At 70.6% G+C, this 23,925-nt stretch carries 20 protein-coding genes and 1 tRNA gene; 14 read left to right on the forward strand and 7 right to left on the reverse strand.

Annotated features, from left to right (window positions below; all coding sequences use genetic code 11):
* Window positions 1-78: 78 nt before the first annotated feature.
* Window positions 79-1,017, reverse strand: a complete 939-nt coding sequence (trxA, locus tag BUQ68_RS01610; protein WP_083656085.1) for a thioredoxin — start codon at window positions 1,015-1,017, stop codon at window positions 79-81.
* A 171-nt stretch (window positions 1,018-1,188) separates the two neighbouring features.
* Window positions 1,189-1,698 (reverse strand): prolyl-tRNA synthetase associated domain-containing protein, encoded by a 510-nt coding sequence (locus BUQ68_RS01615; RefSeq protein WP_075214173.1) that lies wholly within the window; start codon window positions 1,696-1,698, stop codon window positions 1,189-1,191.
* A 230-nt stretch (window positions 1,699-1,928) separates the two neighbouring features.
* On the opposite strand from BUQ68_RS01615, the gene BUQ68_RS01620 reads away from it, so the two are divergent.
* Window positions 1,929-2,003, forward strand: a tRNA-Gly gene (locus BUQ68_RS01620).
* 126 nt (window positions 2,004-2,129) lie between these two features.
* On the opposite strand, the gene BUQ68_RS01625 is transcribed toward BUQ68_RS01620, so the two are convergent.
* The 3 genes from BUQ68_RS01625 to BUQ68_RS22725 form a co-directional block, all read right to left on the reverse strand.
* Window positions 2,130-3,443 (reverse strand): NtaA/DmoA family FMN-dependent monooxygenase, encoded by a 1,314-nt coding sequence (locus tag BUQ68_RS01625; protein ID WP_075214174.1) that lies wholly within the window; start codon window positions 3,441-3,443, stop codon window positions 2,130-2,132.
* Between the two features lie 168 nt (window positions 3,444-3,611).
* Window positions 3,612-5,285, reverse strand: a complete 1,674-nt coding sequence (locus BUQ68_RS01630) for a methyl-accepting chemotaxis protein (protein ID WP_075214175.1) — start codon at window positions 5,283-5,285, stop codon at window positions 3,612-3,614.
* Window positions 5,286-5,512: 227 nt separating this feature from the next.
* Window positions 5,513-6,634 carry a LacI family DNA-binding transcriptional regulator gene (locus BUQ68_RS22725; RefSeq protein WP_095407254.1) on the reverse strand — a complete coding sequence of 374 codons (1,122 nt, stop codon included), beginning with the start codon at window positions 6,632-6,634 and terminating at the stop codon, window positions 5,513-5,515.
* Between the two features lie 575 nt (window positions 6,635-7,209).
* On the opposite strand from BUQ68_RS22725, the gene BUQ68_RS01645 reads away from it, so the two are divergent.
* The 13 genes from BUQ68_RS01645 to BUQ68_RS01705 all read left to right on the forward strand — a co-directional run bounded on the left by BUQ68_RS01645 (window position 7,210) and on the right by BUQ68_RS01705 (window position 19,995).
* The gene (locus tag BUQ68_RS01645) at window positions 7,210-8,439 is read left to right on the forward strand and encodes an ABC transporter substrate-binding protein (RefSeq protein ID WP_075214176.1); all 1,230 of its coding nucleotides are present in this window, start codon (window positions 7,210-7,212) and stop codon (window positions 8,437-8,439) included.
* Window positions 8,440-8,657: 218 nt separating this feature from the next.
* Entirely contained in the window at window positions 8,658-9,539 is an 882-nt protein-coding gene (locus tag BUQ68_RS01650) for a carbohydrate ABC transporter permease (RefSeq protein WP_075214353.1), read from the forward strand.
* Complete coding sequence (locus BUQ68_RS01655) at window positions 9,539-10,456, forward strand: carbohydrate ABC transporter permease (RefSeq protein ID WP_075214177.1); 918 nt, start codon at window positions 9,539-9,541, stop codon at window positions 10,454-10,456. The genes BUQ68_RS01650 and BUQ68_RS01655 overlap by 1 nt, the downstream gene beginning before the upstream one ends.
* A gap of 53 nt (window positions 10,457-10,509) precedes the next feature.
* The gene (locus tag BUQ68_RS01660) at window positions 10,510-11,604 is read left to right on the forward strand and encodes an ABC transporter ATP-binding protein (RefSeq protein WP_075214354.1); all 1,095 of its coding nucleotides are present in this window, start codon (window positions 10,510-10,512) and stop codon (window positions 11,602-11,604) included.
* A gap of 55 nt (window positions 11,605-11,659) precedes the next feature.
* A complete protein-coding gene (locus BUQ68_RS01665; protein ID WP_075214178.1) occupies window positions 11,660-12,439 on the forward strand; it encodes a sugar phosphate isomerase/epimerase family protein in 780 nt (259 codons plus the stop codon).
* Between the two features lie 102 nt (window positions 12,440-12,541).
* Complete coding sequence (locus BUQ68_RS01670; RefSeq protein ID WP_075214179.1) at window positions 12,542-13,639, forward strand: Gfo/Idh/MocA family protein; 1,098 nt, start codon at window positions 12,542-12,544, stop codon at window positions 13,637-13,639.
* Between the two features lie 282 nt (window positions 13,640-13,921).
* Window positions 13,922-15,124 carry a GNAT family N-acetyltransferase gene (locus BUQ68_RS01675; RefSeq protein ID WP_075214180.1) on the forward strand — a complete coding sequence of 401 codons (1,203 nt, stop codon included), beginning with the start codon at window positions 13,922-13,924 and terminating at the stop codon, window positions 15,122-15,124.
* Window positions 15,125-15,266: 142 nt separating this feature from the next.
* Complete coding sequence (locus BUQ68_RS01680; RefSeq protein ID WP_075214181.1) at window positions 15,267-15,539, forward strand: hypothetical protein; 273 nt, start codon at window positions 15,267-15,269, stop codon at window positions 15,537-15,539.
* 151 nt (window positions 15,540-15,690) lie between these two features.
* A complete protein-coding gene (locus BUQ68_RS01685; RefSeq protein WP_075214182.1) occupies window positions 15,691-15,978 on the forward strand; it encodes a YciI family protein in 288 nt (95 codons plus the stop codon).
* An 8-nt stretch (window positions 15,979-15,986) separates the two neighbouring features.
* A complete protein-coding gene (locus BUQ68_RS01690) occupies window positions 15,987-16,460 on the forward strand; it encodes an EVE domain-containing protein (protein ID WP_075214183.1) in 474 nt (157 codons plus the stop codon).
* Window positions 16,457-17,143, forward strand: coding sequence for a class I SAM-dependent methyltransferase (locus BUQ68_RS01695; protein WP_075214184.1), 687 nt, complete (start codon window positions 16,457-16,459; stop codon window positions 17,141-17,143). The genes BUQ68_RS01690 and BUQ68_RS01695 overlap by 4 nt, the downstream gene beginning before the upstream one ends.
* 209 nt (window positions 17,144-17,352) lie before the next feature.
* Window positions 17,353-19,296, forward strand: a complete 1,944-nt coding sequence (gene acs / locus BUQ68_RS01700) for an acetate--CoA ligase (RefSeq protein WP_075214185.1) — start codon at window positions 17,353-17,355, stop codon at window positions 19,294-19,296.
* 276 nt (window positions 19,297-19,572) lie between these two features.
* On the forward strand, window positions 19,573-19,995 hold the full coding sequence (locus tag BUQ68_RS01705; RefSeq protein WP_245293129.1) for a DUF2794 domain-containing protein: 423 nt from the start codon (window positions 19,573-19,575) through the stop codon (window positions 19,993-19,995).
* A 334-nt stretch (window positions 19,996-20,329) separates the two neighbouring features.
* Here the strand turns inward: BUQ68_RS01705 and BUQ68_RS01710 are convergent, their stop codons facing one another.
* Complete coding sequence (locus tag BUQ68_RS01710) at window positions 20,330-21,079, reverse strand: Bax inhibitor-1/YccA family protein (RefSeq protein ID WP_075214356.1); 750 nt, start codon at window positions 21,077-21,079, stop codon at window positions 20,330-20,332.
* 196 nt (window positions 21,080-21,275) lie between these two features.
* Window positions 21,276-23,843 carry an ABC transporter permease gene (locus tag BUQ68_RS01715; RefSeq protein WP_075214186.1) on the reverse strand — a complete coding sequence of 856 codons (2,568 nt, stop codon included), beginning with the start codon at window positions 23,841-23,843 and terminating at the stop codon, window positions 21,276-21,278.
* Window positions 23,844-23,925: the final 82 nt, after the last annotated feature.

Raw genomic sequence — 23,925 nt, forward strand, 5'->3', positions numbered from 1 at the left:
GCTAACGGACCGCCGCGGCAGCGCTGACAGACCGCCGCGGGGCAACGCCGGCGCCCCGCCGCGACCCCGCACGCCGTCTCAGGCGAACAGCACGGACGAGAGCTTGCGCCGGCCGTAGAGCGTCGCCGGGTCCACCGGTCCCCAGGCCTCGAAGAACTGCACCAGCTGCTTGCGGGCCGCCTCGTCGTTCCAGCCGCGCTCGCGCTTGACGATCTCCACCAGATGGTCGGCGGCCTGCTGGCGCTCGCCGCGGGCGTTGAGCGCCAGGGCCAATTCGAAACGGGCGTCGTTGTCGGTCGGGTGGGTCTCCACCCTGCGGACCAGCTCGGCCATGTCGCCGAGCTTGGCCGCCTGGTCGGCGAGCTCCAGTTCGGCGCGCGCGCCCGCGACGGCGGGATCGGCCTGCTTGGCCGCCGGCACGCGGGAGAGCACCGCACGGGCATCGTCGAGCTGGCCGACGCCGATCAGCGCCCGGGCGAGGCCGCCGAGGGCCGGCGCGCTCTCCGGGTCCTCCTGCAGCACCGCCATGAAGAGTTCGGCCGCCTGCTCGAAGGCCTTCTCGGCGAGCGCGCCGGCGGCCGCCTCCAGGAGCTGCTCCACGTCGCTCGGTCCGACCGGACCGGCCACCCGCTCGATGAACTGCTTCACCTGGCTTTCCGGCAGGGCGCCCATGAAGCCGTCGAGCGGCCGGCCCTGGCTGAAGGCGATCACCGCCGGGATGGACTGGATGCCGAGCTGGCCGGCGATCTGCGGGTGCTCGTCGATGTTCATCTTGACGAGCTTGACGGCGCCGCCGGCCGCCTTGACGACCTTCTCCAGGACGGGGGTGAGCTGCTTGCAGGGGCCGCACCAGGGCGCCCAGAAGTCCACCAGCACCGGCACCTCGCGGGAGGCCTCCAGCACGTCCTTGGCGAAGGTCTGGGTGGTGGTGTCCTTGATGAGATCGCCGGCGGGCTTGGCGGGCGCGGGCGCCGGATCGCCATAGCTGGTGCCGAAGGTGAAGGTGGGTCCGCTCATGGGTGCCATCCGCAATCGTCATGGAAAAGGGGGCCGGCGCGCCCGCACCCGCCCGTGGGTCCTGGCCGTCGGTCGTCGGCCCTTATTTGGCGTGAATCCGGCCGGAAGACAAATGCTCGTCGGCAGAATTCCAGTGCCGGGGCGGTTCGCGCCCCGGTGGCGCGCCGCCGTTCACGCCTCCGCGGCGAGCGGCAGATCCGTGACCAGCGGCGGGTGGCCGGTGGCGGTGAGAAAGCGGATCAGGTCGGCCGGGGCGATCGCCGTGGTGGCGGTGTTGCGGAGCGGGTGGAAGTTCACCGGGTCGAATGCCATCAGAGCCTTCTCCAGCACCACGGTGACGCGGCCTTCGGTGTCGTTGATGGCGCCGAACGGGGTCACCGAGCCCGGCTTCACGCCCCAGACCTCCTCCAGCAGCTCGCCGGAGCCGAACGAGACCCGCCCGGAGCCGCCGATCGCCGTATGGACGGCCTTGAGGTCGAGCCTGGCGTCCTCGCGGGCGGTGATGAGGAAGAGGCGGCTCTTCTTGTCCTTGACGAAGAGGTTCTTGGAATGGCCACCCGGGATGTCGCCGCGAAGGTCCTGGCTCTCCTCCACGGTGAAGAGCGGCGGGTGCTCCACGGTCCGGTGCGGGATGGAGAGGCTGTCCAGATAGGCGAAAAGCGCGTCCGTGGTCGTCGGCATCGGGGTCCTCGGCAGGCATGGCGAAGGGCGTTCGCCCGTCTTCTAATCCGGTTCGGGCGGCAAGGCCAACCGGCCGGACGGGATGGCCGTCGCGCCGGCGTGGGCGCCGCGCCGGTTTTCCGCGGCCTGCCGCGGACCGTCGCGGGGCCTTCACATTCCCTGTTGCAATCGCCTCCGATCTGGTTCATATACGCCTCGCTCCGGCAACGGAGCCCCGGGAAACGGGCGGTGCGGGTGTAGCTCAGGGGTAGAGCACAACCTTGCCAAGGTTGGGGTCGAGGGTTCGAATCCCTTCGCCCGCTCCAGTTTCCTCGATCCAGAAGCCGCGGTTCGCCGCGGCTTTTGTCGTTTTTGGGGTCTGAAACGGCTGCGCCTGCCGGCCGGCGACACGAAGCCGCCGGCCATCCGCGGCACCGGATCGGCACCCCGGCTCAGAACTCCCGCAGCGTGTCGCGCAGCAGGTCGTGGCGGTAGGCGGTGCGGGCGAGGCCGCGCTTCTGCAGGGCCGGCACTAGCCCGTCGGCGATCTCCACCAGATAGCGCCGGCTGACGCGCAGCACTGGCGTGGTGATGAGGAAGCCGTCGCCGCCCACCTCGTCCATCACCGCGCCCATGCGCTCGGCCACCTGGTCGGGCGTGCCGATCAGCTCCACAGACGACACCAGCCCGCCTCCGCCGTCGACCACCAGTTCGCGGAGGGTCTTGCCGCTGCCCCACTGCTGGAACTTGTCGAGGGTGCCGGACTCCCCGTTGGTCACCAGCTTCTCCGGCAGCGGCTTGTCGAGGTCGAAACGGGCGAAGTCGATCTCGGTGATGGCCGAGATGGACGACAGGGTGTCGACGATGAAATGGTCGGCATTGAGCTGGCGGTGATACTTCTCCCGCGCCTCGTTCTCGGTCTCGCCGAGGGTCGGGGTGATGCAGAACAGCACCTTGATGTCGTCCGGATCCCGGTCCACCGCCATCGCGCGGGCGCGGATGTCGTCCCGGAAGGCCTTCATCTCGGCAACGCCGGAGGCGACCGAGATGATGCTGTCGGCGAAACGGGCGGCGAAGTCGCGCCCGCGCGGCGAGGCGCCCGCCTGCACGTAGACCGGCCGGCCCTGGGGCGAGGGCACCGTGTTCAGCGGCCCGCGCACCTGGAAGTGCTTGCCCTTGTGGTCGATGGTGTGGACCTTGGCGGGGTCGGCGTAGACGCCCTTCTCCCGGTCGAGCACCACCGCGTCCGGCTCCCAGCTGGCGAAGAGCTTGTTGACGACCTCCATGTACTCCTCGGCCATCTCGTAGCGCGTCTCGCGGAGCGGCAGCTTGTCCATGCTGAAGTTCTTCGCCGCGAGATCCTCCGCGCTCGTCACGATGTTCCAGCCGAAGCGGCCGCGGGTCAGGCTGTCGATGGTGGAGCACAGGCGGGCGAGCAGGAAGGGCGGGTAGGCCATGGTGGAGAGGGTCGCCACCACGCCGAGCCGCGACGTCGCCATGCCCATGGCGGTGGCGAGCGGTGCCGGGTCGTGCTTCGGCACCATCATGGCGTTCTTCAGCGCGGTGTCGCGGGAGCCGCCATAGGTCTGCGGCACCATGAGCTTGTCCTCGATCATGATGTAGTCGAAGCAGGCCCGCTCCAGCGTCTGCGCCATCTCGATGTAGAAGCGCCCGTCCCACGGGTAGCCGCCCTGGCCGAACGGCTCGCGCCACTCGTCCGGCGTGAAGTTCATGAACCAGGCAAGGTGCATCGGCTTGGCGGCCATCGGCGGCGTCCTCTTCCATCCCGTCGTGCCGCCAGCTAAGCAAGCGCTTAACACTTTCGCAAGTGCGAAACGACGAAGGGCCGAGGCGGGTGTGCCTCGGCCCTTCCGGGGATGGCGCCGGATCTCGAAAGCGGCCGGCCGGCCGGCATTCGGGCCGGCTTCGGGCCGTCAGGCCGCCCGGATCGTGGAGAGGATCTTGGCGACCTCGCCGCGCAGGAGCTCGCTCTGGCGGGCGAGATCGCGCGCCGACGCCAGCACCTCGCCGGACGCCGCGCTGGAGGCCTTGGCGGCGCGGCTCACCGTTTCGATCGCCTCCGACACCTGGGCGGTGCCCTCCGAGGCTTCCTGGACGTTGCGGGCGATCTCCACCGTGGCCGAGCCCTGCTCGCGCACCGCGCCGGCGATCATGGCGGCGATGCCGTTCAGCTCCTTGATGACGCCGGTGATGCCCGAGATGGCGCTGGCCGATTCGCTGGTGGAGGTCTGGATCTCCGCCACCTGGGCGGCGATCTCGTTGGTGGCCTTGCTGGTCTGGGTGGCGAGGTTCTTCACCTCCTGGGCCACCACGGCGAACCCCTTGCCGGCCTCGCCCGCGCGCGCCGCCTCGATGGTGGCGTTGAGGGCGAGGAGGTTGGTCTGCTCGGCGATGGTGGTGATCAGGCCGACGATGTCGCCGATCCGGGTGGCGGCGGTGGAAAGCCGCTGGACCTTGTCGGAGGTCTCCGCCGCGCTCGCCTCCGCCGTGGTGGCGATGCGGGCCGATTCCGACACCTGCCGGCCGATCTCGCCGACCGACGCGGTCAGCTCTTCGGCCGCCGACGCCACGGTCTGCACGTTGGCGGACGCCTCCTCGGACGCGCCGGCCACGGTGACCAGCTGCGAGGAGGTCTGGTCGGACGTCTTGGAGAGCTCGCGCGCGGCCGCTTCCAGCTGGGTGGCGGCGGACGAGACGGTCTGCACCACGCTGCCCACCGCCTGCTCGAATTCGGCCGCCACCTGGGCCATCAGCTGCTTCTTCTGGTCGGCGGCCCTGGCGGCCGCCTCGGCCTGCTCGCCCTTCATCCGCTCGGCGGCCGTCAGCGCCACGTGGAAGCGCTCGGTCGCCTGCCACAGCTGGCCGATCTCGTCGCGGCGCGCCGGGCTGCGGGTGTCGACGGCGAGGTCTCCGTCGGCCATGCGGCGCAGCGTGTCGGTCACCCGCGTCAGCGGCCGGGCCATGGAATAGGTGCCGATCCAGGCCGCGATGCCGACGCCGAGGAGAAGCGCCGCGACGGCGGAGCCGAGGAGCGTTGCCATGGCGGTGGCCTGGGCGGCCTCCTTCTCGGCGCGGAGCGGATCGAGGTTGCTGCGGATGAGGTCGATGTTCTTGGAAAGGCTCGCCTGGAGCGCCTGGCGGTTGGCGCGCACGCTCGGTTCCTTGAGGCGCGCCATGCCGGCGGCCGCCCCTTCGCGGGCGCCGAATTCGGCGAGCTCCATGCGAAGAGCCACATAGGCCTTGGCGTCGGTCGCCACCGCCTCGAAGGTCGCCCTATCCTCCGGCGGCACCACGGCGCGCCAGTCGTCGACCGCCGAGAGGAGCGCGGCCGTGGTCTTGCGGGCCTCCTCCAGGTAGTCGGCCGATTCCTCGGCGTTGCGGGCCGAGGTGATGCCCCGGTTGGCGGCGTTGACGGCGGTGATCGCGCCGATCACCTTCTCCGCGTGATAGGCCCGCTGGGCGTAGCTGTCCAAGGCCAGCATCTGCCGGTCCATGGTCTGGAGAGACGAAAGGCCGATCGCGGCCGTCGCCAGCACCGCCAGGCCCATCACCCCGACGATGGAAAAGATCTTTCCCTGTATTTTCATCAGCCCACCCACCCCGAAACGTTGCTCTCGGATACGACTTTGCGGGGAGGATGCAGTCAGTTCAGTTTATAAGCCCTGAATGTAAGACAATCTCATCGATTGACCGGCCCGGTCCGACACACGGGCGACGGCCGCCAGATCCCGACGTCGTCGGTGCCGAACCGGCGGATCCGACCGGGCCCAAGGGTCAAGCGTGACCCGACGCCGGCCGTCGCGCCGTCGGGCGATCAGCCGGCCGCGTCCGGCAGGCGTGTGGCCGGCGCCGTGCTCTCGGCGGCCCGGAGGCTGGCGGCGAGCACGTGCGGCGTCGGGTCGATCACCGCGCCGCCGATCAGGCGCACGAGGCGGCGCGCCGCCTCGCTCCCCATCTCGCGGCTCGGCTGGCGGATGGTGGTGAGCCGGGGGGCGCAGTAGTCCGCGAAGTCGATGCCGTCGAAGCCCACCACCGAGACCGTTTCCGGCACCCGGACCCCGGCTTCGCCGAGCCGGCGCATGAAGCCGATGGCCATCTCGTCCGACACGGCGACGACGCCGGTCGGGCGGACGGCGGGGTCGAGGCCGAGCCAGGCCTCGGCGCCCCGGACACCCGCCCCGAACGTGTAGTCGCCCTCCACCCGCACCATGGCGGCCGGGTCGAGCCCGGCGGCCGCCACCGCGGCGTTGAAGCCGCGCCAGCGGGCGACCTCGTTGCCGTTGGTCTTCGGGCCGGAGAGGTAGAGCAGCCGCCGGTGGCCGAGACCGACCAGGTGTTCCACCTGCAGCCGGGCGGCGGCGGTGTCGTCGATCATCACCACCGGCACCTGCGGATCGTCGGTCGGCACGCAGACGCCCACCATGGGCAGGGCGGCCATCCCCATGGTGCGGGCACCGTTCCGCGGCACCCGGCCGGAGAGGATGAGCGCGCCGTCGATGTGGCCCGCGAAGGCGAGGTCCACCAGGCGATGCTCCCGGTCGGGCATGTTGTCGAGATCGCCGATGATCATGCCGAATCCGGCCGCCGCCAGCGCCTCGTCGGCGCCGCGCACCACGCCGGCGAAGAAGGGGTTGGCGAGCTTGGCGACCACCACCAGCACCATGTTGGTCCGCCCGGCGCGCAGGTTTCGCGCGGCCGCGTTCGGCGTGTAGCCGAGCTCCCGCACGGCCGCCAGCACCCGGTCGCGCTTGTCGGCGCTCACCGAGTCCGGCCGGGTGAGGGCGCGGCTGACCGTGGCGGTTGAGACGCCCGCCCGCGCCGCCACGTCGGCGATCTTCGGCAGCACGACACGCGACCCGGCCGCGTCCGTCGCCGCCCGGGTCCGCGGACGCGTCGCGGCGGGGCGGTTCGCCTGGGGTTTTGCCGGTGAGCGCATGATCGGCCTCGCGAGGATCCGGTTGAGCGGGCGCGCCTCTGCCGTCGTCGCAAGCCGGCCGATCGCGGATCGAAGCTAGACGCCCGAAGCCCGAAGCCCGAAGCCCGAAGCCCGAAGCCCGAAGCCCGAAGCCCGAAGCCCGAAGCCCGAAGCCCGAAGCCCGAAGCCCGAAGCCCGAAGCCCGAAGCCCGAAGCCCGAAGCCCGAAGCCCGAAGCCCGAAGCCCGAAGCCCGAAGCCCGAAGCCCGAAGCCCGAAGCCCGAAGCCCGAAGCCCGAAGCCCGAAGCCCGAAGCCCGAAGCCCGAAGCCCGAAGCCCGAAGCCCGAAGCCCGAAGCCCGAAGCCCGAAGCCCGAAGCCCGAAGCCCGAAGCCCGAAGCCCGAAGCCCGAAGCCCGAAGCCCGAAGCCCGAAGCCCGAAGCCCGAAGCCCGAAGCCCGAAGCTAGACGCCCCCCTGCGACAACACGTCTTGCCAGAATGCAAGAAACAGCGTATCGTCTGTTTGTAATCGATTACAAGAGCCGTGTCAAGCAGCGGCCACCGATCGAACGGAAACGCATCCAGGGAGAATTCGCACCATGCTGACGCTTGCCAGAACCCTCTTGTCCGGCGCCGCCCTCGCGGCCCTCGTCTCCACCGCCGCGGCCGAACCGAAGGCGGAGGTCATCCACTGGTGGACGAGCGGCGGCGAGAGCGCCGCCGTCAAGGTCTTCGCCGACGCCTTCACCAAGGCCGGCGGCACCTGGGTCGACAGCGCGGTCGCCGGCGGCGAAAACGCCCGCTCGGCCGCCATCAACCGGGTGATCGGCGGCAATCCCCCGACCGCCATGCAGTTCAACACCGGCAAGCAGTTCGACGACATCGTCGCCCAGAGCCTCGTCAACGACGTGGAGGACGTGGCGACCGAGGGCAAGTGGCGCGACTTCCTGCCGAAGCCGCTCCTCGACGCCGTCACCCGCGACGGCAAGATCTACGCCATCCCGGTGAACGTGCACGGCCAGAACTGGATCTTCACCTCCACGAAGGCGTTCGAGACGGCCGGCGTGAAGGCCCCCACCTCGCTCGACGAGCTGGTCCCAGCGCTCGACGCGCTGAAGGCCGCCGGCATCACGCCGATCGCCCATGGCGGCCAGCCCTGGCAGGACGGCATCATGTTCAACGCCCTCCTGCTCGCCAAGGGCGGCCAGGACCTCTACCGCCGCGTCTATGCCGAGAAGGACGCCGAGGCCGTGCGCTCGGACGACTTCCGCGCCGTCGCGGAGCTCTACGGCACCTTGCGCGGCTACGTGGACGCCGGATCGCCCGGCCGCAACTGGAACGACGCCACCGCCATGCTGATCCAGGGCACCGGCGGCGTCCAGTTCATGGGCGACTGGGCCAAGGGCGAGGTGAAGGCCGCGGGCCTCACGCCCGGCAAGGAGGTCGGCTGCTTCATCCCCGGCAACGACTACATGATCGGCGGCGACGTGTTCGTGCTCGCCCGCACCGACGACCCGGACCAGAAGGCCGCCCAGGCGCTGCTCGCCCGCACCATGCTCTCCCCTGAGACCCAGGTGGGCTTCAGCCTGATCAAGGGCTCCGTGCCGGTGCGCCCGGACGTGGATACCGCCGCCTTCGACAGCTGCGGCCAGACCGGCCTCGGCCTCCTGAAGGACGAGACCCGCCAGATCGGCAATCCGGAGATGCTGTCGAGCGCGGACCTGGTCGGCTCGGTGCGGGACGTGATCACCGAGTACTGGAACAGCCCGGACATGACGACGGACGCCTTCGTGGATCAGTTCGTGGAGGCCCTGGAGGTCGCCGGCTGAGGCCGTCAGCCGCGGGTCGCGCCCGCCTTCCTCCGACCGGTCCGGTGTTCGCCGGACCGGCGGACGGATCCAGGCGCGCCCGCCCTTCCCCGCGTCGTGCGGTCGGCCGGATCCCGTCGGCCGAACGGCGATCGCTCCTGACCGTCATGGCCGGAGTCCGCCGATCCGGCGCCATCCTGGCGCCGGATCGGTCGGATCCCTCGAAGTCGGAGACGCCCATGCGACCGCGTCGTCAGATCGCCACCGGTACGATTGCCCTCCTGCCCGTCTGGGCGGTGGTGGTGGTGGCCTACCTCGGCACCATCGCCTGGACGGTGCTCATCTCCTTCACCGGCTCGCGCACCCTGCCGGTCTATGATTTCGTGGGCTTCGCCCAGTACGAGCGCCTGTTCGGCACCAGCCGCTGGATCGTCTCCATCGGCAACATCGCCACCTTCGGGGTGCTCTTCATCGGCTGCTGCCTGATTATCGGCTTCCTGCTCGCCGTGGCGCTCGACCAGAAGGTGCGCGCCGAGGGGGCGCTGCGCACCATCTATCTCTATCCCTACTCCATGTCCTTCATCGTCACCGGCCTCGTCTGGCAGTGGATCATGAACCCGGAGCTCGGCCTGCAGCGCAGTCTGCGCGACGCCGGTTTCGAAAGCTTCACCTTCGACTGGGCGGTGAACCGCGACATGGCCATCTACGCGGTGGCGGTGGCGGGCATCTGGCAGGCCTCCGGCCTCGTCATGGCCATCCTGCTCGCGGGCCTTCGCGGCATCGACCAGGATCTCTGGAAGGCCACCAAGGTGGACGGCATCCCGACCTGGCGGGTCTACCTCTCCATCGTGCTGCCGCTCCTCAAGCCGATGATCGTCACCGCCGTGGTGCTCCTCTCCGTGGCGGTGGTGAAGGCCTACGACCTCGTGGTGGCGCTCACCCGGGGCGGGCCGGGCATCGCCAGCGAAGTGCCGGCCAAGTTCGTCATGGACAACCTCTTCGAGCGCTCCAACATCGGCCTCGCCACGGCCGCCTCCACGGTCATGCTGGTGACCGTGCTGACGGCGCTCGTTCCCTGGCTCTACGCGGAATACTTCCGCGGCGCGAAAGGACACGGCTGATGACCGCCCCGTCCGCCACGCTTCACCGCTCCGCCGCCGGCGTCGTGCCCCGCGGCGCCCGGCCGAAGACCCTCACCGCCGGCCGGATCGGCCTCATCGTCTTCCTCGCCGTGTCGGCCGCCTACGTGCTGACCCCGCTCTACGTGATGGTGGTGACGTCGCTGAAGACCATGGAGGAGATCCGCCTCGGCGCCATCTTCGCCCTGCCGGCGGCGCCGACCGTGGAGCCCTGGATCGCCGCCTGGTCCACCGCCTGCACGGGCCTCACCTGCGAGGGCATCCAGGTCGGCTTCTGGAACTCCGTCGCCATCCTGGTGCCGAGCGTCGTCTTCTCGGTGCTGGCCGGCGCCATCAACGGCTACGCCCTCGCCTTCTGGCGGCCGCGCGGCTCCAACCTGCTGTTCGCCTTCCTGCTCCTCGGCGCCTTCATCCCGGTGCAGGTCTTCCTCTATCCGCTGGTGCGCATCTCCGCCCTTCTCGGCGTCTACGGCACCTTGCCGAACATCGTCGCCATCCACGTGATCTTCGGCCTGCCGATCACCACGCTCCTCTTCCGCAACTACTACGCGGGCGTGCCGATCGAGCTCTTCAAGGCCGCGCGGGTGGACGGGGCCGGCTTTTGGCGGATCTTCTTCCAGGTGATGCTGCCGATGTCGACGCCGATCGTCATCGTCGCCTGCATCCTGCAGGTCACCGGCATCTGGAACGACTTCATCCTCGGCCTCGTCTTCGCCGGCCGCGAAAACCTGCCGATGACGGTGCAGCTCAACAACGTGGTCAACACCACCACGGGCGAGCGCCCCTACAACATCCACATGGCGGCGACCATCCTCACCGCCGCCGTTCCGCTCCTCGTCTACTTCGTCTCGGGCCGCTGGTTCGTCCGCGGCATCGCCGCGGGCGCGGTGAAAGGATGACAGCCATGCACGCCACCCTCCCCACCTCCGTGCCGCTGCGGTCGACCGCCCCCGTGGAGACCAGCGTCTCGGTCCGCGACCTGAAGATCGCCTACGGCTCCCTGACGGTCCTCGACAAGCTCTCCATCGATGTGGCCAAGGGCGAGTTCCTGGTGCTGCTCGGCCCGTCGGGCTGCGGCAAGTCCACCCTCCTCAACGCCATCGCCGGGCTGATGGACATCACCGACGGCGAGGTCTGGATCTCCGGCCGCAACGTCACCTGGGCCGAGCCCAAGGACCGCGGCATCGGCATGGTGTTCCAGTCATACGCGCTCTATCCGCGCATGACGGTGGCCGAGAACATGTCGTTCGGCCTGCGCATCGCCCGCCTGCCGAAGGCGGAGATCGCCGCGCGGGTGGACCGGGCGGCCAAGCTCCTCCACCTGACGCCGCTTCTGAAGCGCCGGCCGGCGGAACTCTCCGGCGGCCAGCGCCAGCGCGTCGCCATCGGCCGGGCGCTGGTGCGGGCGGTGGACGTCTTCCTCTTCGACGAGCCGCTGTCCAACCTCGACGCCCAGCTCCGGTCGGAATTGCGCATCGAGATCAAGAAGCTGCACCAGTCGCTCGGCAACACCATGGTGTACGTCACCCACGACCAGATCGAGGCGATGACGCTCGCCGACCGGATCGCCGTCATGAAGGGCGGCGTCGTGCAGCAGCTCGCCCCGCCGCAGGAGATCTACAGCCGGCCGGCCAACCGGTTCGTCGCCGGCTTCCTCGGCTCGCCCGCCATGACCTTCCTCTCCGGCACCCTGCGCGGCCGGGCGATCGACCTCGGCGGCGGCGTGACCGTCCCGCTCGACGGCTACGCCTTCGCCAGCCCGGAGCGGCTGACCGGCGCGGCGGAGCTCGGCGTCCGGCCGGAGCACGTGGCGCTCGTGGCGCCCGGCGCGCCGCCGCCGTCCCCCGGCGCCCACCGGGCGACCGGCACGGTGACGATGATCGAGCCGACCGGCGCCGACATGACGCTCTGGACCGACATCGCCGGCCAGCCTCTCACCATCCGGGCGCCGGCGGACCTTTCCGTCGCCGTCGGCGATCCGGTGCGCTTCTCCCTCGACCTCACCCGGGCGTCCCTCTTCGACGCCGAGACCGGCGCGCGGCTCTGACCCCTGCCGCCGCTTCCCGAGCCCTTCCCGTTCCGCCATCCCGGAGACCGGCCCCATGGCCCCCGCCAGCGACCTTTCCTTCCAGCTCTATTCTTCGCGCAACTTTCCGCCGCTGATCGACCAGCTCCGCACCCTGAAGGCGCTCGGCTATGCCAACGTGGAGCCCTACGGCGGCCTCTACGGAGACCTGGAGGCCCTGAAGGCGGGCCTCGACGAGACCGGCCTCACCGCCCGGAGCGGCCATTTCGCCCTCGACCTCCTGCGTGACGACCTCGACGGCGCCGTCCGCATCGCCGAGCGCCTCGGCATGGAGCTGATCGTCGCCCCTTATCTCGACGCGGCCCGCCGGCCGGCGGACGCCGCCGGCTGGCAGGCGCTCGCCGCCGATCTTGCCAAGATCGCCGCGGCCCTCAGGGCGCGGGGCTACGGTTTCGCCTGGCACAACCACGACTTCGAGTTCGTGGCGCTGTCCGACGGCAGCCTGCCGATCGACCACATCCTGGCCGCGCCGGGCGTCGACCTGGAACTCGATCTCGCCTGGGTGCTGAAGGCCGGCGCGTCGCCCCGCGCCTTTCTCGCCAAGGCGGCGGGCCGGATCGCGGCCGTGCACGTGAAGGACGTGGCGCCGAGCGGCGAGAACGCCGCCGAGGACGGCTGGGCGGATGTCGGCGCCGGCGTCATGGACTGGCCGTCCCTCTACGGGGCGGCGCTCGCCCCCGGGCCGCGGCTGATGATCGTGGAGCACGACAACCCCTCCGACTTCCGACGCTTCGCCGCCGCAAGCGCCGAGGCCGTCCGCGGCTTTGCGTCCGTCCCCTCCGCCCGCACGGCCTGAGCCCCGACCACGACGCGGCCCCGTCCGACCCCATTCCGGCGCCGGCGGCGCCGGGCGGCATCTCGACCGGCCGCGCGTCTTCTTCTCCCACGAGGACCTTCCATGACCTTTCGCATCGGCATCGTCGGCTGCGGCAACATCTCGGACATCTACCTCACCAACCTCGCCATCCTCCCCGGCGTCGCCGTCACGGCGGTGGCGGACATCGATCCGGCCGCCGCCCGGCGGAAGGCCGGCACCTACGCGGTTCCGGCGGTGCCGGTGGACGCGCTGTTCGGCCGCGACGACGTGGACGTGGTGCTGAACCTCACGGTCCCGACCGCCCACGCGGGCGTGTCGCTGGCGTCGCTCGCCGCGGGCAAGCACGTCTATACGGAAAAGCCGCTCGCCACGACGCTCGACGACGGCATCCGCATCCTGGAGACCGCCGCCGCCAAGGGCCTTCGCGTCGGCGCCGCGCCGGACACCATCCTCGGCGCCGGCATCGAGACCGCCGCCGGGCTGATCGCGGACGGCACCGTCGGCGAGATCATCACCGGCACCGCCACGGTGCTCGGCCGCGGCATGGAGCACTGGCATCCGAACCCGGGCTTCTTCTTCAAGGCGGGCGGCGGCCCCGTGCTCGACATGGGCCCCTATTACATCGCCGCCCTCGTCTCCCTCCTCGGCCCGATCGAGACCGTGCGGGCCACCGGGCGGATCGGCCGGCGCGAGCGGCTCGTCACCGCCGAGGGTCCGATGCAGGGCCGCACGGTCCCAGTGGAGGTGTTCACCACCGTGAGCGCCCTCTACACCTTCCGCTCCGGCGCCCAGATCACCTTCCTGGCCTCCTGGGACGTGCTCGCCCACGGCCACGTGCCGATCGAGCTGCACGGCACCGGCGCGTCGATCCGCGTCCCGGATCCGAACTTCTTCGGCGGCCCGGTCAAGGTGGCGGAAGCCGGCGGCGACTGGCGGACGATCGACACCGCCGGCCGGCCCTACGGGGCGATCAACTGGCCGGCCGCCGATCCGGTCCACGCCAACTGGCGCGGCCTCGGTCTCGTCGACATGGGGGCGGCCATCGCCGAGGATCGGCCGCACCGGGCGAACGGCGCCCTCGCCCTCCATACGCTCCGGGTGTTGCTCGCCACCCTGGAGGCGGCCGAGACCAACCAGGTGTTGACCATACCCTCGGAGAGCGTCCTCTCACCCGGTTGAAGGACGGGGGCGACGCGAAATCGCCCCTGGCAAGACCGACCCGTCAGGCCGGCCGCGACCCTCGCGGCCGGCCTTCGCCGTCTCGGGCCAGAAAGCGTTTGTCGGAGTCTTGCCAAAGGATGCGCCCGGACGCCCAAATGGGAACGCCGTGCTCGTCCAGTTGAAACGGAGCGGGGCAAGATCGCCGCACCGTCATCTTCCGATTAAGGATGCCGCTCATCTTAGGTTGCGGAGTCTCCGTCCAAAAAGATAGCCTAAGAGTAATCTATCGAGGGTGGATGGGTGGTTCTGATCGATTTGTTCACATCGTCCGGCTCCGAAACCGCATCCGCCACGACCGACTGGGTCGACGGGGACGCGCGCTCCGGCAGCGCCGTCGCGGCGACCCTCTTCGAGGCGTTCGACGACCCGCGCCTGCAGGCGCTGATCGGCGCCTCGACCGTCCGGCCGCTCACCGCCTTCCAGGACCCCGCCTTCTTCGCCGACCTTCTGTCGACCGTCGGCGCGGCCACCCGCGCGCGGCCGCTGTTCGTCGCCGTCACCGGCCCGGACGGCGGCCTTGTGATGGTGCTGCCCTTCGCGCTCGTCCGCTGCGGGCCGCTCCGTGTCATCGAGGGCCTCGACCTCGACGTCAGCGACTACTGGGCGCCGTTCGCCACCACCTGCCGCACCTGGACCGGCCCGGAACTGGAGGCCGTCTGGACGGCGGTGCGCAAGGTGCTGCCGCCGGCCGACGCGCTGACCCTGAAGAAGGTGCCGCTCTCCATCCACGGCACCGCCCACCCCTTCTCCGCCTGGCAGGGCCTCAAGCCCATGGGCGCGCAGGCGGTGCGCCTGGCGCTCTACGACGAGGCGGGCGCGCCCGTGGCGCTTTCGGGCCTTTCTGGCGTCAAGGACGGACGGCGCAAGTGCCGGCGGCTGGAGAAGACCGCCCCGGTCGTGATGCGCGAGGCGGACGAAGCCGGGCTCGACCGCATGCTGGAGCAGATGATCGGCCAGCGGCGCGAGCGCTTCCGCGCCATCGGCCGGCCGGACCTGATGGACCGGCCCGAGATCGAGATCTTCTACCGCCAGCGGGCCCGCGCCGGCCTTGCCGACGGCTCCGTGCGGGTGTTCGCCCTGGAGACCGAGGGCGAGACCCTGGCGGTCATCTACGGCCTCTGCCAGGGCGACGTGTTCACCATCGTGGTCACCAGCATGAGCTCCGATCCGCGCTGGACCCCGGCCTCTCCCGGCCTCGTCATCATGGTGAAAGCCATCGAATGGGCCGTCGCCGAGGGTTATCGCACGGTGGACCTCAGCGTCGGCGCGCTGCCCTACAAGACCCGCTTCGCCGCCACGGCGACGGAACTCGCCGAGGCCCAGTTCGCCCTCACGCCCGCCGGCCTGCCGGTGGTGCTGGTGGCGACGCTGCGCCGCTGGCTCCGGCACGGGGCGCTCCGCCACCCGATGCTCGCCCGGCTCCGCTCGGCTCTTCGGCGCTGAACGGCCCCGCGACGCCGGCCGCGCCCGCCATCCGCGATCCCTCTTCCCGTCATCGCCCCTTGCGCCCCGCCCCGTCCTGGTGCGCGCGAACCCGACGTTAACTCGAGAAATGCCATCCTTTCTGCGAAAAGGAGACGGCGTGATGCATGACGTCGAGATCGAAGATGGCCTGACGGTGCGCTTTCCCGGTCGCACGGGCGAATTCCTGCAAGGGGTGGACATCGGGCTCCTGCTCGCCGACCTTGCCGCCGGCCGCAGCGACATCAACCGGCGGATCCGCCGGGCGAGCCTGAAGCAGGCGGCCGACGTGGCGCTCGGCTTCGGCTACCGCTGCGTCACCGTCGCCGAGGGCGACGGCTGGGCGGACATCCACGTGACCAACCGGCGCCAGCGCCCGGCCTTGCGGGTCGTCTGAGCGGACGCCCGCCGCGGCCGGCCGACCTTGCCGGCCCCCGCCGCCACCGGTCCTCCGCTTCGCCCGCGCCGACGCGCCCCCTTGTGAGGCGGGCCGTCCCCCTCTACCGTCCCGCGTCGACCGCAACGCGAACGGACGGACACTTCCCATCATGCTCTTTGCCGTGACCTGCCTCGACAAGCCGGGCCACACGGATGTGCGCGCCGGCAACCGGGCCGCCCATCTGGACTTCCTCAAGGCCAACGCCGCCGCCGTGAAGCTCGCCGGGCCGTTCACCTCCGACGACGGCAGCGCCATGATCGGCTCGCTCCTCGTCATCGAGGCGCCCGACCGGGCCGCCCTCGACGCGCTCCTGGCCGCCGACCCCTACGCCACGGCGGGCCTGTTCGAGACGGTCGAGATCCGGCCCTGGCGCTGGGTCATCGGCAACCCGGGTTGACGACCGCCATGGCCAAGTGGCTGTTCAAGTCCGAACCCTTCAAGTGGTCGTTCGAGCAGATGAAGGCAGCCGGCGCCCGCGGCACCCAGTGGGACGGCGTGCGCAACTACCAGGCCCGCAACAACATGCGCGCCATGCGGCTCGGCGACCTCGGCTTCTTCTACCACTCCAACGAGGGGCTGGAGGTGGTCGGCATCGTGGAGGTCGCGGCCCTCGTCCACCCGGACAGCACCACGGACGACCCGCGCTGGGAGTGCGTGGACGTGCGGGCGGTGCGCGACATGCCCCGGCCGGTCTCCCTCGTCGCCATCAAGGCGGAGCCGGCCCTTGCCCAGATGAGCCTCGTCACCTCCATGCGCCTCTCGGTCCAGCCGGTGACCGAGGCCGAATGGGCGGTCGTCTGCCGGATGGGCGGCCTTTCGCCGGACGAGATCGCGGCGCTCGACGCAACCCGCGGCGTCTCCGCCGGGGTGGATTCGTGACCGGCCCTGGGCCGGTTCCGACCGGCCCCCGGCCGGTCCACGATCCCGCCGCCTTCATCCGGGCCGAGACCCGGCTGATCGCCCCGCCCCACGTGCCGGAGATCCGCCTCCACCTCGCCGACGAGGCCCTCGACCTCTGGCGCCGGACCGAGGAGGAGCTCGACCGCATGGGCCTGCCGCCGCCCTACTGGGCCTTCGCCTGGGCGGGCGGTCAGGCGCTCGCCCGCTACATCCTCGACAACCCGCACCTGGTCGCCGGCCGGCGGGTGCTCGACTTCGCCGCCGGCTCGGGCATCGTCGCCATCGCCGCCGCCAAGGCCGGGGCCGCGTCCGTCCTGGCGACGGACATCGACGGCTTCTCGCTTGCGGCGATCGCCCTCAACGCGGCGGCGAACGGCGTCGTCGTGGAGGCGTCGAGCATCGACGTGCTGGCGACCGGCGCGGCCGGCCACGACGTGGTGCTCGCCGGCGACGTCTTCTACGAAAAGCCCATGGCCGACCGGGTGGAGCCTTTCCTGCGGTCCGCCAAGGCCGACGGCGCCCTGGTGCTCTTCGGCGATCCGGGACGGAGCTACATCCCGAAGTCCGGCGTGGAGGCCATCGCCACCTACGAGGTGCCGGTCACCCGCGCCCTGGAGGACAGCGAGGTGAAGCGCACCCGCGTCTGGCGCTTCACCGACTGACGAGATCCCGCCCGCATCCGCGCTTTTCCCACGCGGGCCGGCCCTATTCGACGAAGTGTCGAGACCCGGCGCCCTGCGGCGGGCGGCTTTCTCAACGAAAGTTCGACCCCGGCAAGGTGGACGCTTCACGGCCGACCACCGATAATGCCGGCCAACTGAAGAGAGGCCGTCGCGGGGAGGAAAGCGCCGGCCGCCCTGGGGAGAAAGCCATGTCCGTTGAACTGTTTCCCGTCCCGGAATCCATCGCCGCGTCGGCTCTGATCGATGACGCCAGGTATCAGGACATGTATCGCCAGTCGGTGGAGGACCCGGAGGCCTTCTGGGGCCGCGAGGGCAAGCGGCTCGACTGGATCAAGCCCTACACCAAGGTGAAGAACACCCGCTACGCCCCGGACGTCTCGATCAAGTGGTTCGAGGACGGCGAGCTCAACGTGTCGGCCAACTGCATCGACCGGCATCTGGCCACCCGCGGCGACCAGACCGCCATCATCTTCGAGGGCGACGATCCGAACGACTCGCGCCACATCACCTATCGCGAACTCCACGCGGAGGTGTGCAAGTTCGCCAACGTCCTGAAGGCGCACGGGGTAAAGAAGGGCGACCGGGTCACCATCTACCTGCCGATGATCCCGGAGGCGGCCTATGCCATGCTCGCCTGCACCCGGGTCGGCGCCATCCACTCCATCGTGTTCGCGGGCTTCTCGCCGGACAGCCTCGCCGGCCGCATCGAGGACTGCGCATCCAAGATCGTGCTCACCGCCGACGAGGGCCTGCGCGGCGGCCGCAAGGTGCCCCTCAAGGCCAACGTGGACGCGGCGCTGAAGAAGACGCCCGGCGGCGAGACGGTTATCGTCGTCAAGCGCACCGGCGGCGCCATCGCCATGACCGAGGGCCGCGACTTCTGGTACGAGGAGGAGGCCGCCAAGGTCTCCGCCGACTGCCCGCCGGAGCCGATGAACGCGGAGGATCCGCTCTTCATCCTCTACACCTCCGGCTCCACCGGCAAGCCGAAGGGCGTCCTCCACACCACCGGCGGCTATCTGGTCTACGCGTCGATGACGCACCAGTATGTGTTCGACTACCACGACGGCGACATCTACTGGTGCACCGCCGACGTCGGCTGGGTCACCGGGCACAGCTATATCGTCTACGGCCCGCTCGCCAACGGTGCCACCACGCTGATGTTCGAGGGCGTGCCCACCTATCCGGACGCCGGCCGCTTCTGGCAGGTGATCGACAAGCACAAGGTGACCATCTTCTACACGGCCCCGACCGCCATCCGCTCGCTGATGGGCGCCGGCAACGACCCCGTGAAGAAGACCTCGCGCGCCTCGCTGCGCATCCTCGGTTCGGTCGGCGAGCCGATCAATCCGGAAGCCTGGCTCTGGTACCACAACATCGTCGGCGACGGCCGCTGCCCGATCGTCGACACGTGGTGGCAGACCGAGACCGGCGGCATCCTGATCACGCCGCTGCCGGGCGCCACCGCCCTGAAGCCGGGCTCCGCCACCCTTCCGTTCTTCGGCGTGAAGCCGGCGGTGGTCGACGCGGAGGGCAAGTTCCTGGAAGGGGCCACCGAGGGCAACCTCGTCATCACCGATAGTTGGCCCGGCCAGATGCGCACCATCTACGGCGACCACGAGCGCTTCGAGCAGACCTACTTCTCCACCTACAAGGGCCTCTACTTCACCGGCGACGGCTGCCGGCGCGACGCGGACGGCTACTACTGGATCACCGGCCGCGTGGACGACGTGATCAACGTCTCCGGCCACCGCATGGGCACCGCCGAGGTGGAAAGTGCGCTCGTCGCCCACCCGAAGGTATCGGAGGCGGCCGTGGTCGGCTATCCGCACGACATCAAAGGCCAGGGCATCTACTGCTACGTCACCCTGATGGCGGGCGAGGAGCCGACCGAGGCCCTGAAGAAGGAGCTGAAGGACTGGGTGCGCCGGGAGATCGGCCCGATCGCCACGCCCGACCTCATCCAGTTCTCCCCCGGCCTGCCGAAGACCCGCTCCGGCAAGATCATGCGCCGCATCTTGCGCAAGATCGCCGAGGACGAGTTCGGCAATCTCGGCGACACCTCCACCCTCGCCGATCCGGGCGTCGTCAGCGACCTGATCGACAACCGGCAGAACCGCAAGGCGGGCTGACCCGTCCCCGGGTTTTCGGCGGCGCCGACTTGTACCGAGCCCGTCAAGACCCGACCTGTCGGGACTTGACGGGCGCCGGCAAGCCCGAACGGGCGCCGGCCGGTCAGGCCGTACCGCTCGTGAAGGTCGGACGGAGTCCGACCTTCACGAGCCGGATCTCGAATCGACGCCGCCTCGCCTTGGCCCTCCCGCACCGCGGGAGGGCTTTTTCGTTGCATCCGGTCGCCCCGGAGGCGATCATGACAGGGCAATGACCACTCGAACCGGGAGGCTCGGTTGACCGAGAGGGTGGACGACGACGAGCGGCCGACCGCATCGCTGGTGGCCTTGAGACCGACCGACGGCGCTCCGGCCGCCAGCCCGCAGACCCCGCCGGGGCAGGGCGGGGCGCGCGAGCCGCCCTTCACGGCCTTCGATCGGCGGGAGCTGTCCGAGATCCTGAAAGTCTACGGGCGCATGGTGGCCGCCGGCGAGTGGCGCGACTATGCCATCGACACGCTGAAGGACCGGGCGGTCTTCTCCATCTTCCGCCGCACCTCCGAGGTGCCGCTTTACCGCATCGAGAAGAACCCCCGCCTCGCCCGCCGCCAGGGCGCCTACGCGGTCATCTCCCAGACCGGCATGATCCTGAAGCGCGGCCCGGACCTCGCCCGGGTGCTGAAGGTGCTCGACAAGAGCCTGAAGCTGGTCGACGCATAAGGGGGTGGGTGGCGAGGTTCGATCGGGGCGAGCCCGCGCGCCCTTTTTCGCTCACCCCCTCGACCCGTCATCCCGGCAAAAGCCGGGATCCAACCGACCGGTCCATAGCCGCACCGGCTGAGAGGTCGCCGCCGTCGGCTGGGCCCCGGCTTTCGCCGGGGTGACGCCTTGGACGACGGACACGGCCGACCTTCCGGGTGGGCGCCCCACGCCATACCCACCCTCATCGTCATGGTCCGCGAAGGCGGACCACCCACGCATTCCTTCCGCACCTCCCCCACAACGAAAAAGGGGCGCGGTCGCCCGCGCCCCTCGTCTCGTCCGACGCCCGTCCTCAGTCGCGCTGCTGGCCGAACAGCTGCAGCAGCATGAGGAAGAGGTTGATGAAGTCCAGGTAGAGCGCCAGGGCGCCCATGATGGCCTTGCGGCCGGCGGTCGCCACGTCGTCGCCGGCGAAGTACATCTCCTTGATGCGCTGGGTGTCGTAGGCGGTGAGGCCGGAGAACACCAGGACGCCGATCACCGACACCGCGAAGGCGAGCGCCGAGGACTGCAGGAAGATGTTGACCACCATCGCGATGATGATGCCGAAGAGGCCCATGATCAGGAAGGAGCCCATCGCCGACAGGCTGCGCTTCGTGGTGTAGCCATAGAGGCTGAGACCCGCGAAGGCGGCGGCCGTAACGAAGAACACCTGGCTGATGGACGTGCCGGTGTAGACGAGGAAGATCGACGACAGCGACAGGCCGACCAGCGCCGCGTAGACCCAGAAGGTCAGCTGGGCCGCGGCGAGACTCATCCGCTCGATGCGGAAGGAGAGGAAGAACACCGCCGCCAGGGGCGCCAGCATCACCACCCACCGCAGCGGGCTCTGGTAGAGCGCCTCGCCGAACGGCGTCAGCGCCGTGCCGGTGGCGTCCACCGCCATCTGGAAGGCGCCGAAGGCGACCACGCCCGTCAGCACCAGGCCGATGGCCATGTAGTTGTAGACCTTGAGCATGTAGGCGCGGAGACCCTGGTCGATCTCCGCCGCGACGGCGCGGTTCTCGAACCGTGCGTCGACGTTGCGATCCGGGTAGGCCATGAAGCACATCCCTCTTGGACGGGAGCCATTCCTCGCCGAGCGGGCGTGTCCGTCCGGCAAATCTGCGCTCGGGTCGTCCGAACAAAGTCCGGCCCCATGCCGGACACTCTTGTCACACCATATGGGTCCCGGCGCGGATGTCCACAAGCGCCGAGCCCCACGGACGCCCCCACCGGGCGGGCGTTCGACGAGACGGTTAAAGGTCCCTCAGCACCGGCGCCGCCTTGCGGCCGAGGATGCGCCAGGTGCCGGCGAGCCCGAGGCCGACGGTGAGCACCAGGGCGACGCCCGCCGCCCCGAGCGCGACGGCCGGATCGAGCGTCGCGTCGATCTCCATCACGCCCTCCAGCACCCCGAAGGCCGCCGCCGAGCCCGCCACCACGCCGAACACGGCGGCCGCGAGCCCGAGCAGCGCGTACTCGGCCACGAAGGCGGAAAGCACCCGCCGGCGGGTGGCCCCGAAGGTCTTCAGGAGCACCGCGTCGTAGATGCGCTGCCGGTGGCCGGAGGCAAGGGCGCCTGCGAGCACCAGCACGCTCGCCACCAGGGCGACCGAGGCCGCCGCCCGGATCGCCACCGCCAGGTTGGCCACGATGTCGTTGACGGCGGTGAGCACGTCCTTCACCCGCACCGCCGTGGCGGTCGGGAAGGCGTCGACCACCGCCTTCATCAGGGCGCGCTCCTGATCCGCCGTGCCGCCGTCCGGCAGCGAGGCGGTGGCGAGCCACGTGTGCGGCGCGCCCGCGAAGGTGTTCGGCGAGAACACCATGACGAAGTTGATGGAAAGGCTCTCCCACTCCACCCGCCGGGTGTTGGCGATCCGGGCGGTGATCTCCCGGCCGAGCACGTTCACCGTCACCGTGTCGCCGACCGCGAGCCCGAGTTCGCCCGCCAGTTCGTCGTCGTAGGAGACGAGCGGCTCGCCCGTGTAGTCGGCCGGCCACCAGGCGCCCTCCACCAGGGTGGAGCTCTTCGGCAACGAGGGCGCGTAGGTGACGCCGCGCTCCCCGTCGAGCGCCCAGCGGGCGCCCGGCGGCGCCTCGATCTGGTCGACCGGCACGCCCTTCAGCGACACCATGCGGCCGCGAAGCATGGGCACCCGTTCCAGCACCACGCCGGGGGCCGTCTCCTCCATCAGGGCCGCGAAGGCGTCCACCTCGGCCGACTGGATGTCGAGGAAGAAGAAGCTCGGCGCCTGTTCGGGCAAGGTGCCCACCAGCTGGCGGCGGAGGTTGCCGTCGATCAGCGCCAGCGTCACCAGGAGGGCGAGGCCGAGACCGAGCGACAGCACCACCGACACGGTGAGCCCGCCCGGCCGGTGGATGTTGCGGATGGCGAGCCGGAGGCCCGCGGACCGCACCTGGGGTGCCCGGCGGGCGAGCGCCATCACCCCGTGCGCCACCATCCAGAGCACCAGGAAGGCGCCCGCCGTGGCGCCGACGAAGATGGACGCCACGTAGCGGTCGTAGGCGAGCAGGATGGCGAGGCCCGCGAGCGTCACCACCGCCAGCACCGTGGCGGCCAGATAGGACCGGCGCGGGATGCGCCGCTCCGGCGCGATGCGCTCGCGAAAGAGCGCCGACACCGGCACGTCGTGGGCCCGGCCGAGCGCATAGGTGGCGAAGGCGAGCGCGGTCAGCGCCCCGTAGAGCGCCGCGAGCGCCAGTTCCCCCGGATAGACGCCGATGCGGATCGGCAGATTGAGCGCGTCGGCGAGCGCGTCGCCGCCGAGCCAGGGCACCATCACGCCGAGCGAAAGCCCGATGGCGACGCCCACCGCCGTGATGCCGACGATCTGCAGCAGGTAGACCACCACCACGAAGCCGCCCGGCGCGCCCAGCGACTTGAAGGTCGCGATGGTGTCGCGCTTGCGGTCCACATAGGCCTTCACCGCGTTGGTGACGCCGACGCCGCCGACCACCAGGGCCGTGAGGCCGACGAGCGTCAGGAACTGGGCGAAGCGCTCCACGTTGCGCTGCAGGCCGGGGGAGGCGTTGTCGCGGGTGGAGATGCGCCATCCGGCGTCCGGGAAGCGGGATTCCGCCTCCGCCTTGACGGCGGCCACCCGCTCGTCGGAGGCCGGCGGGGCGAGCACCACGCGCGTGGCGTAGCGCACCAGACTGCCCGGCTGGATCAGGCCGGCGGCGTCGAGGCCCGCCCGGCTCATCATCACGCGCGGCCCGAAGTCGATGCCGGAGCCGATCTTGTCCGGCTCGGAAGCGACCGTCGCCCGCACCTCGTAGACCGCCCGGCCGATCCGCACCCGGTCGCCGACGGCCGCGGCGAGGCGCACCGACAGGAGCGGGTCGACCGCGATACCATGCACGCCGTCCCGCTCGGCGAAGGCGTCGGCGCGGGTCGCGCCGTCGAGCTCCAGCGTGCCGCGGAGCGGATAGGCGTCGTCCACTGCCTTGATCTCCACCAGCGCCTGACCGTCGCCGGTCTCGTCGCGGGCCATGGCCCGCATGGAGGCCAGCGTCGACGTGGTGCCGAGCCCCTCCAGGAAGGCGCGCTGCTCCGGCGCTGGCTCCTGGTGGATCTGCGAGAAGCTGAGGTCGCCGCCGAGGATGGTGCCGCCCTCCGCGGAAATGCCTTCCGTGATGCCCCGCGTGGTGGAGCCGACGCTGGCGATCGCCGCCACCCCGAGGGCGATGCAGGCGACGAAGATGCGAAAGCCCGCAAGGCCGCCGCGAAGCTCGCGGAGGGCGAAGACGAAGGCCTTGGAAAGGGGCGGGCCGGACCGCGCCGGCAGGAAGGCGGCCATCAGGCTGGTCTCCGGTCAGACAGGCCGCTTGGGCGGCCAAAAGAGTAAGGCAGCCGCTCGGGCGGCCGAAGGGGCAGGACAG

The organism is Mongoliimonas terrestris (assembly GCF_001927285.1).
GTDB classification, from domain to species: Bacteria; Pseudomonadota; Alphaproteobacteria; order Rhizobiales; family Pleomorphomonadaceae; genus Chthonobacter; species Chthonobacter terrestris.

Coding starts and splice junctions, on each gene's coding strand:
- trxA (WP_083656085.1), bottom strand. CDS start 1,017: ATGAGCGGACCCACCTTCACCTTCGGCACCAGCTATGGCGATCCGGCG.
- BUQ68_RS01615 (WP_075214173.1), bottom strand. CDS start 1,698: ATGCCGACGACCACGGACGCGCTTTTCGCCTATCTGGACAGCCTCTCC.
- BUQ68_RS01625 (WP_075214174.1), bottom strand. CDS start 3,443: ATGGCCGCCAAGCCGATGCACCTTGCCTGGTTCATGAACTTCACGCCG.
- BUQ68_RS01630 (WP_075214175.1), bottom strand. CDS start 5,285: ATGAAAATACAGGGAAAGATCTTTTCCATCGTCGGGGTGATGGGCCTG.
- BUQ68_RS22725 (WP_095407254.1), bottom strand. CDS start 6,634: ATGCGCTCACCGGCAAAACCCCAGGCGAACCGCCCCGCCGCGACGCGT.
- BUQ68_RS01645 (WP_075214176.1), top strand. CDS start 7,210: ATGCTGACGCTTGCCAGAACCCTCTTGTCCGGCGCCGCCCTCGCGGCC.
- BUQ68_RS01650 (WP_075214353.1), top strand. CDS start 8,658: ATGCGACCGCGTCGTCAGATCGCCACCGGTACGATTGCCCTCCTGCCC.
- BUQ68_RS01655 (WP_075214177.1), top strand. CDS start 9,539: ATGACCGCCCCGTCCGCCACGCTTCACCGCTCCGCCGCCGGCGTCGTG.
- BUQ68_RS01665 (WP_075214178.1), top strand. CDS start 11,660: ATGGCCCCCGCCAGCGACCTTTCCTTCCAGCTCTATTCTTCGCGCAAC.
- BUQ68_RS01670 (WP_075214179.1), top strand. CDS start 12,542: ATGACCTTTCGCATCGGCATCGTCGGCTGCGGCAACATCTCGGACATC.
- BUQ68_RS01680 (WP_075214181.1), top strand. CDS start 15,267: ATGCATGACGTCGAGATCGAAGATGGCCTGACGGTGCGCTTTCCCGGT.
- BUQ68_RS01685 (WP_075214182.1), top strand. CDS start 15,691: ATGCTCTTTGCCGTGACCTGCCTCGACAAGCCGGGCCACACGGATGTG.
- BUQ68_RS01690 (WP_075214183.1), top strand. CDS start 15,987: ATGGCCAAGTGGCTGTTCAAGTCCGAACCCTTCAAGTGGTCGTTCGAG.
- acs (WP_075214185.1), top strand. CDS start 17,353: ATGTCCGTTGAACTGTTTCCCGTCCCGGAATCCATCGCCGCGTCGGCT.
- BUQ68_RS01710 (WP_075214356.1), bottom strand. CDS start 21,079: ATGGCCTACCCGGATCGCAACGTCGACGCACGGTTCGAGAACCGCGCC.
- BUQ68_RS01715 (WP_075214186.1), bottom strand. CDS start 23,843: ATGGCCGCCTTCCTGCCGGCGCGGTCCGGCCCGCCCCTTTCCAAGGCC.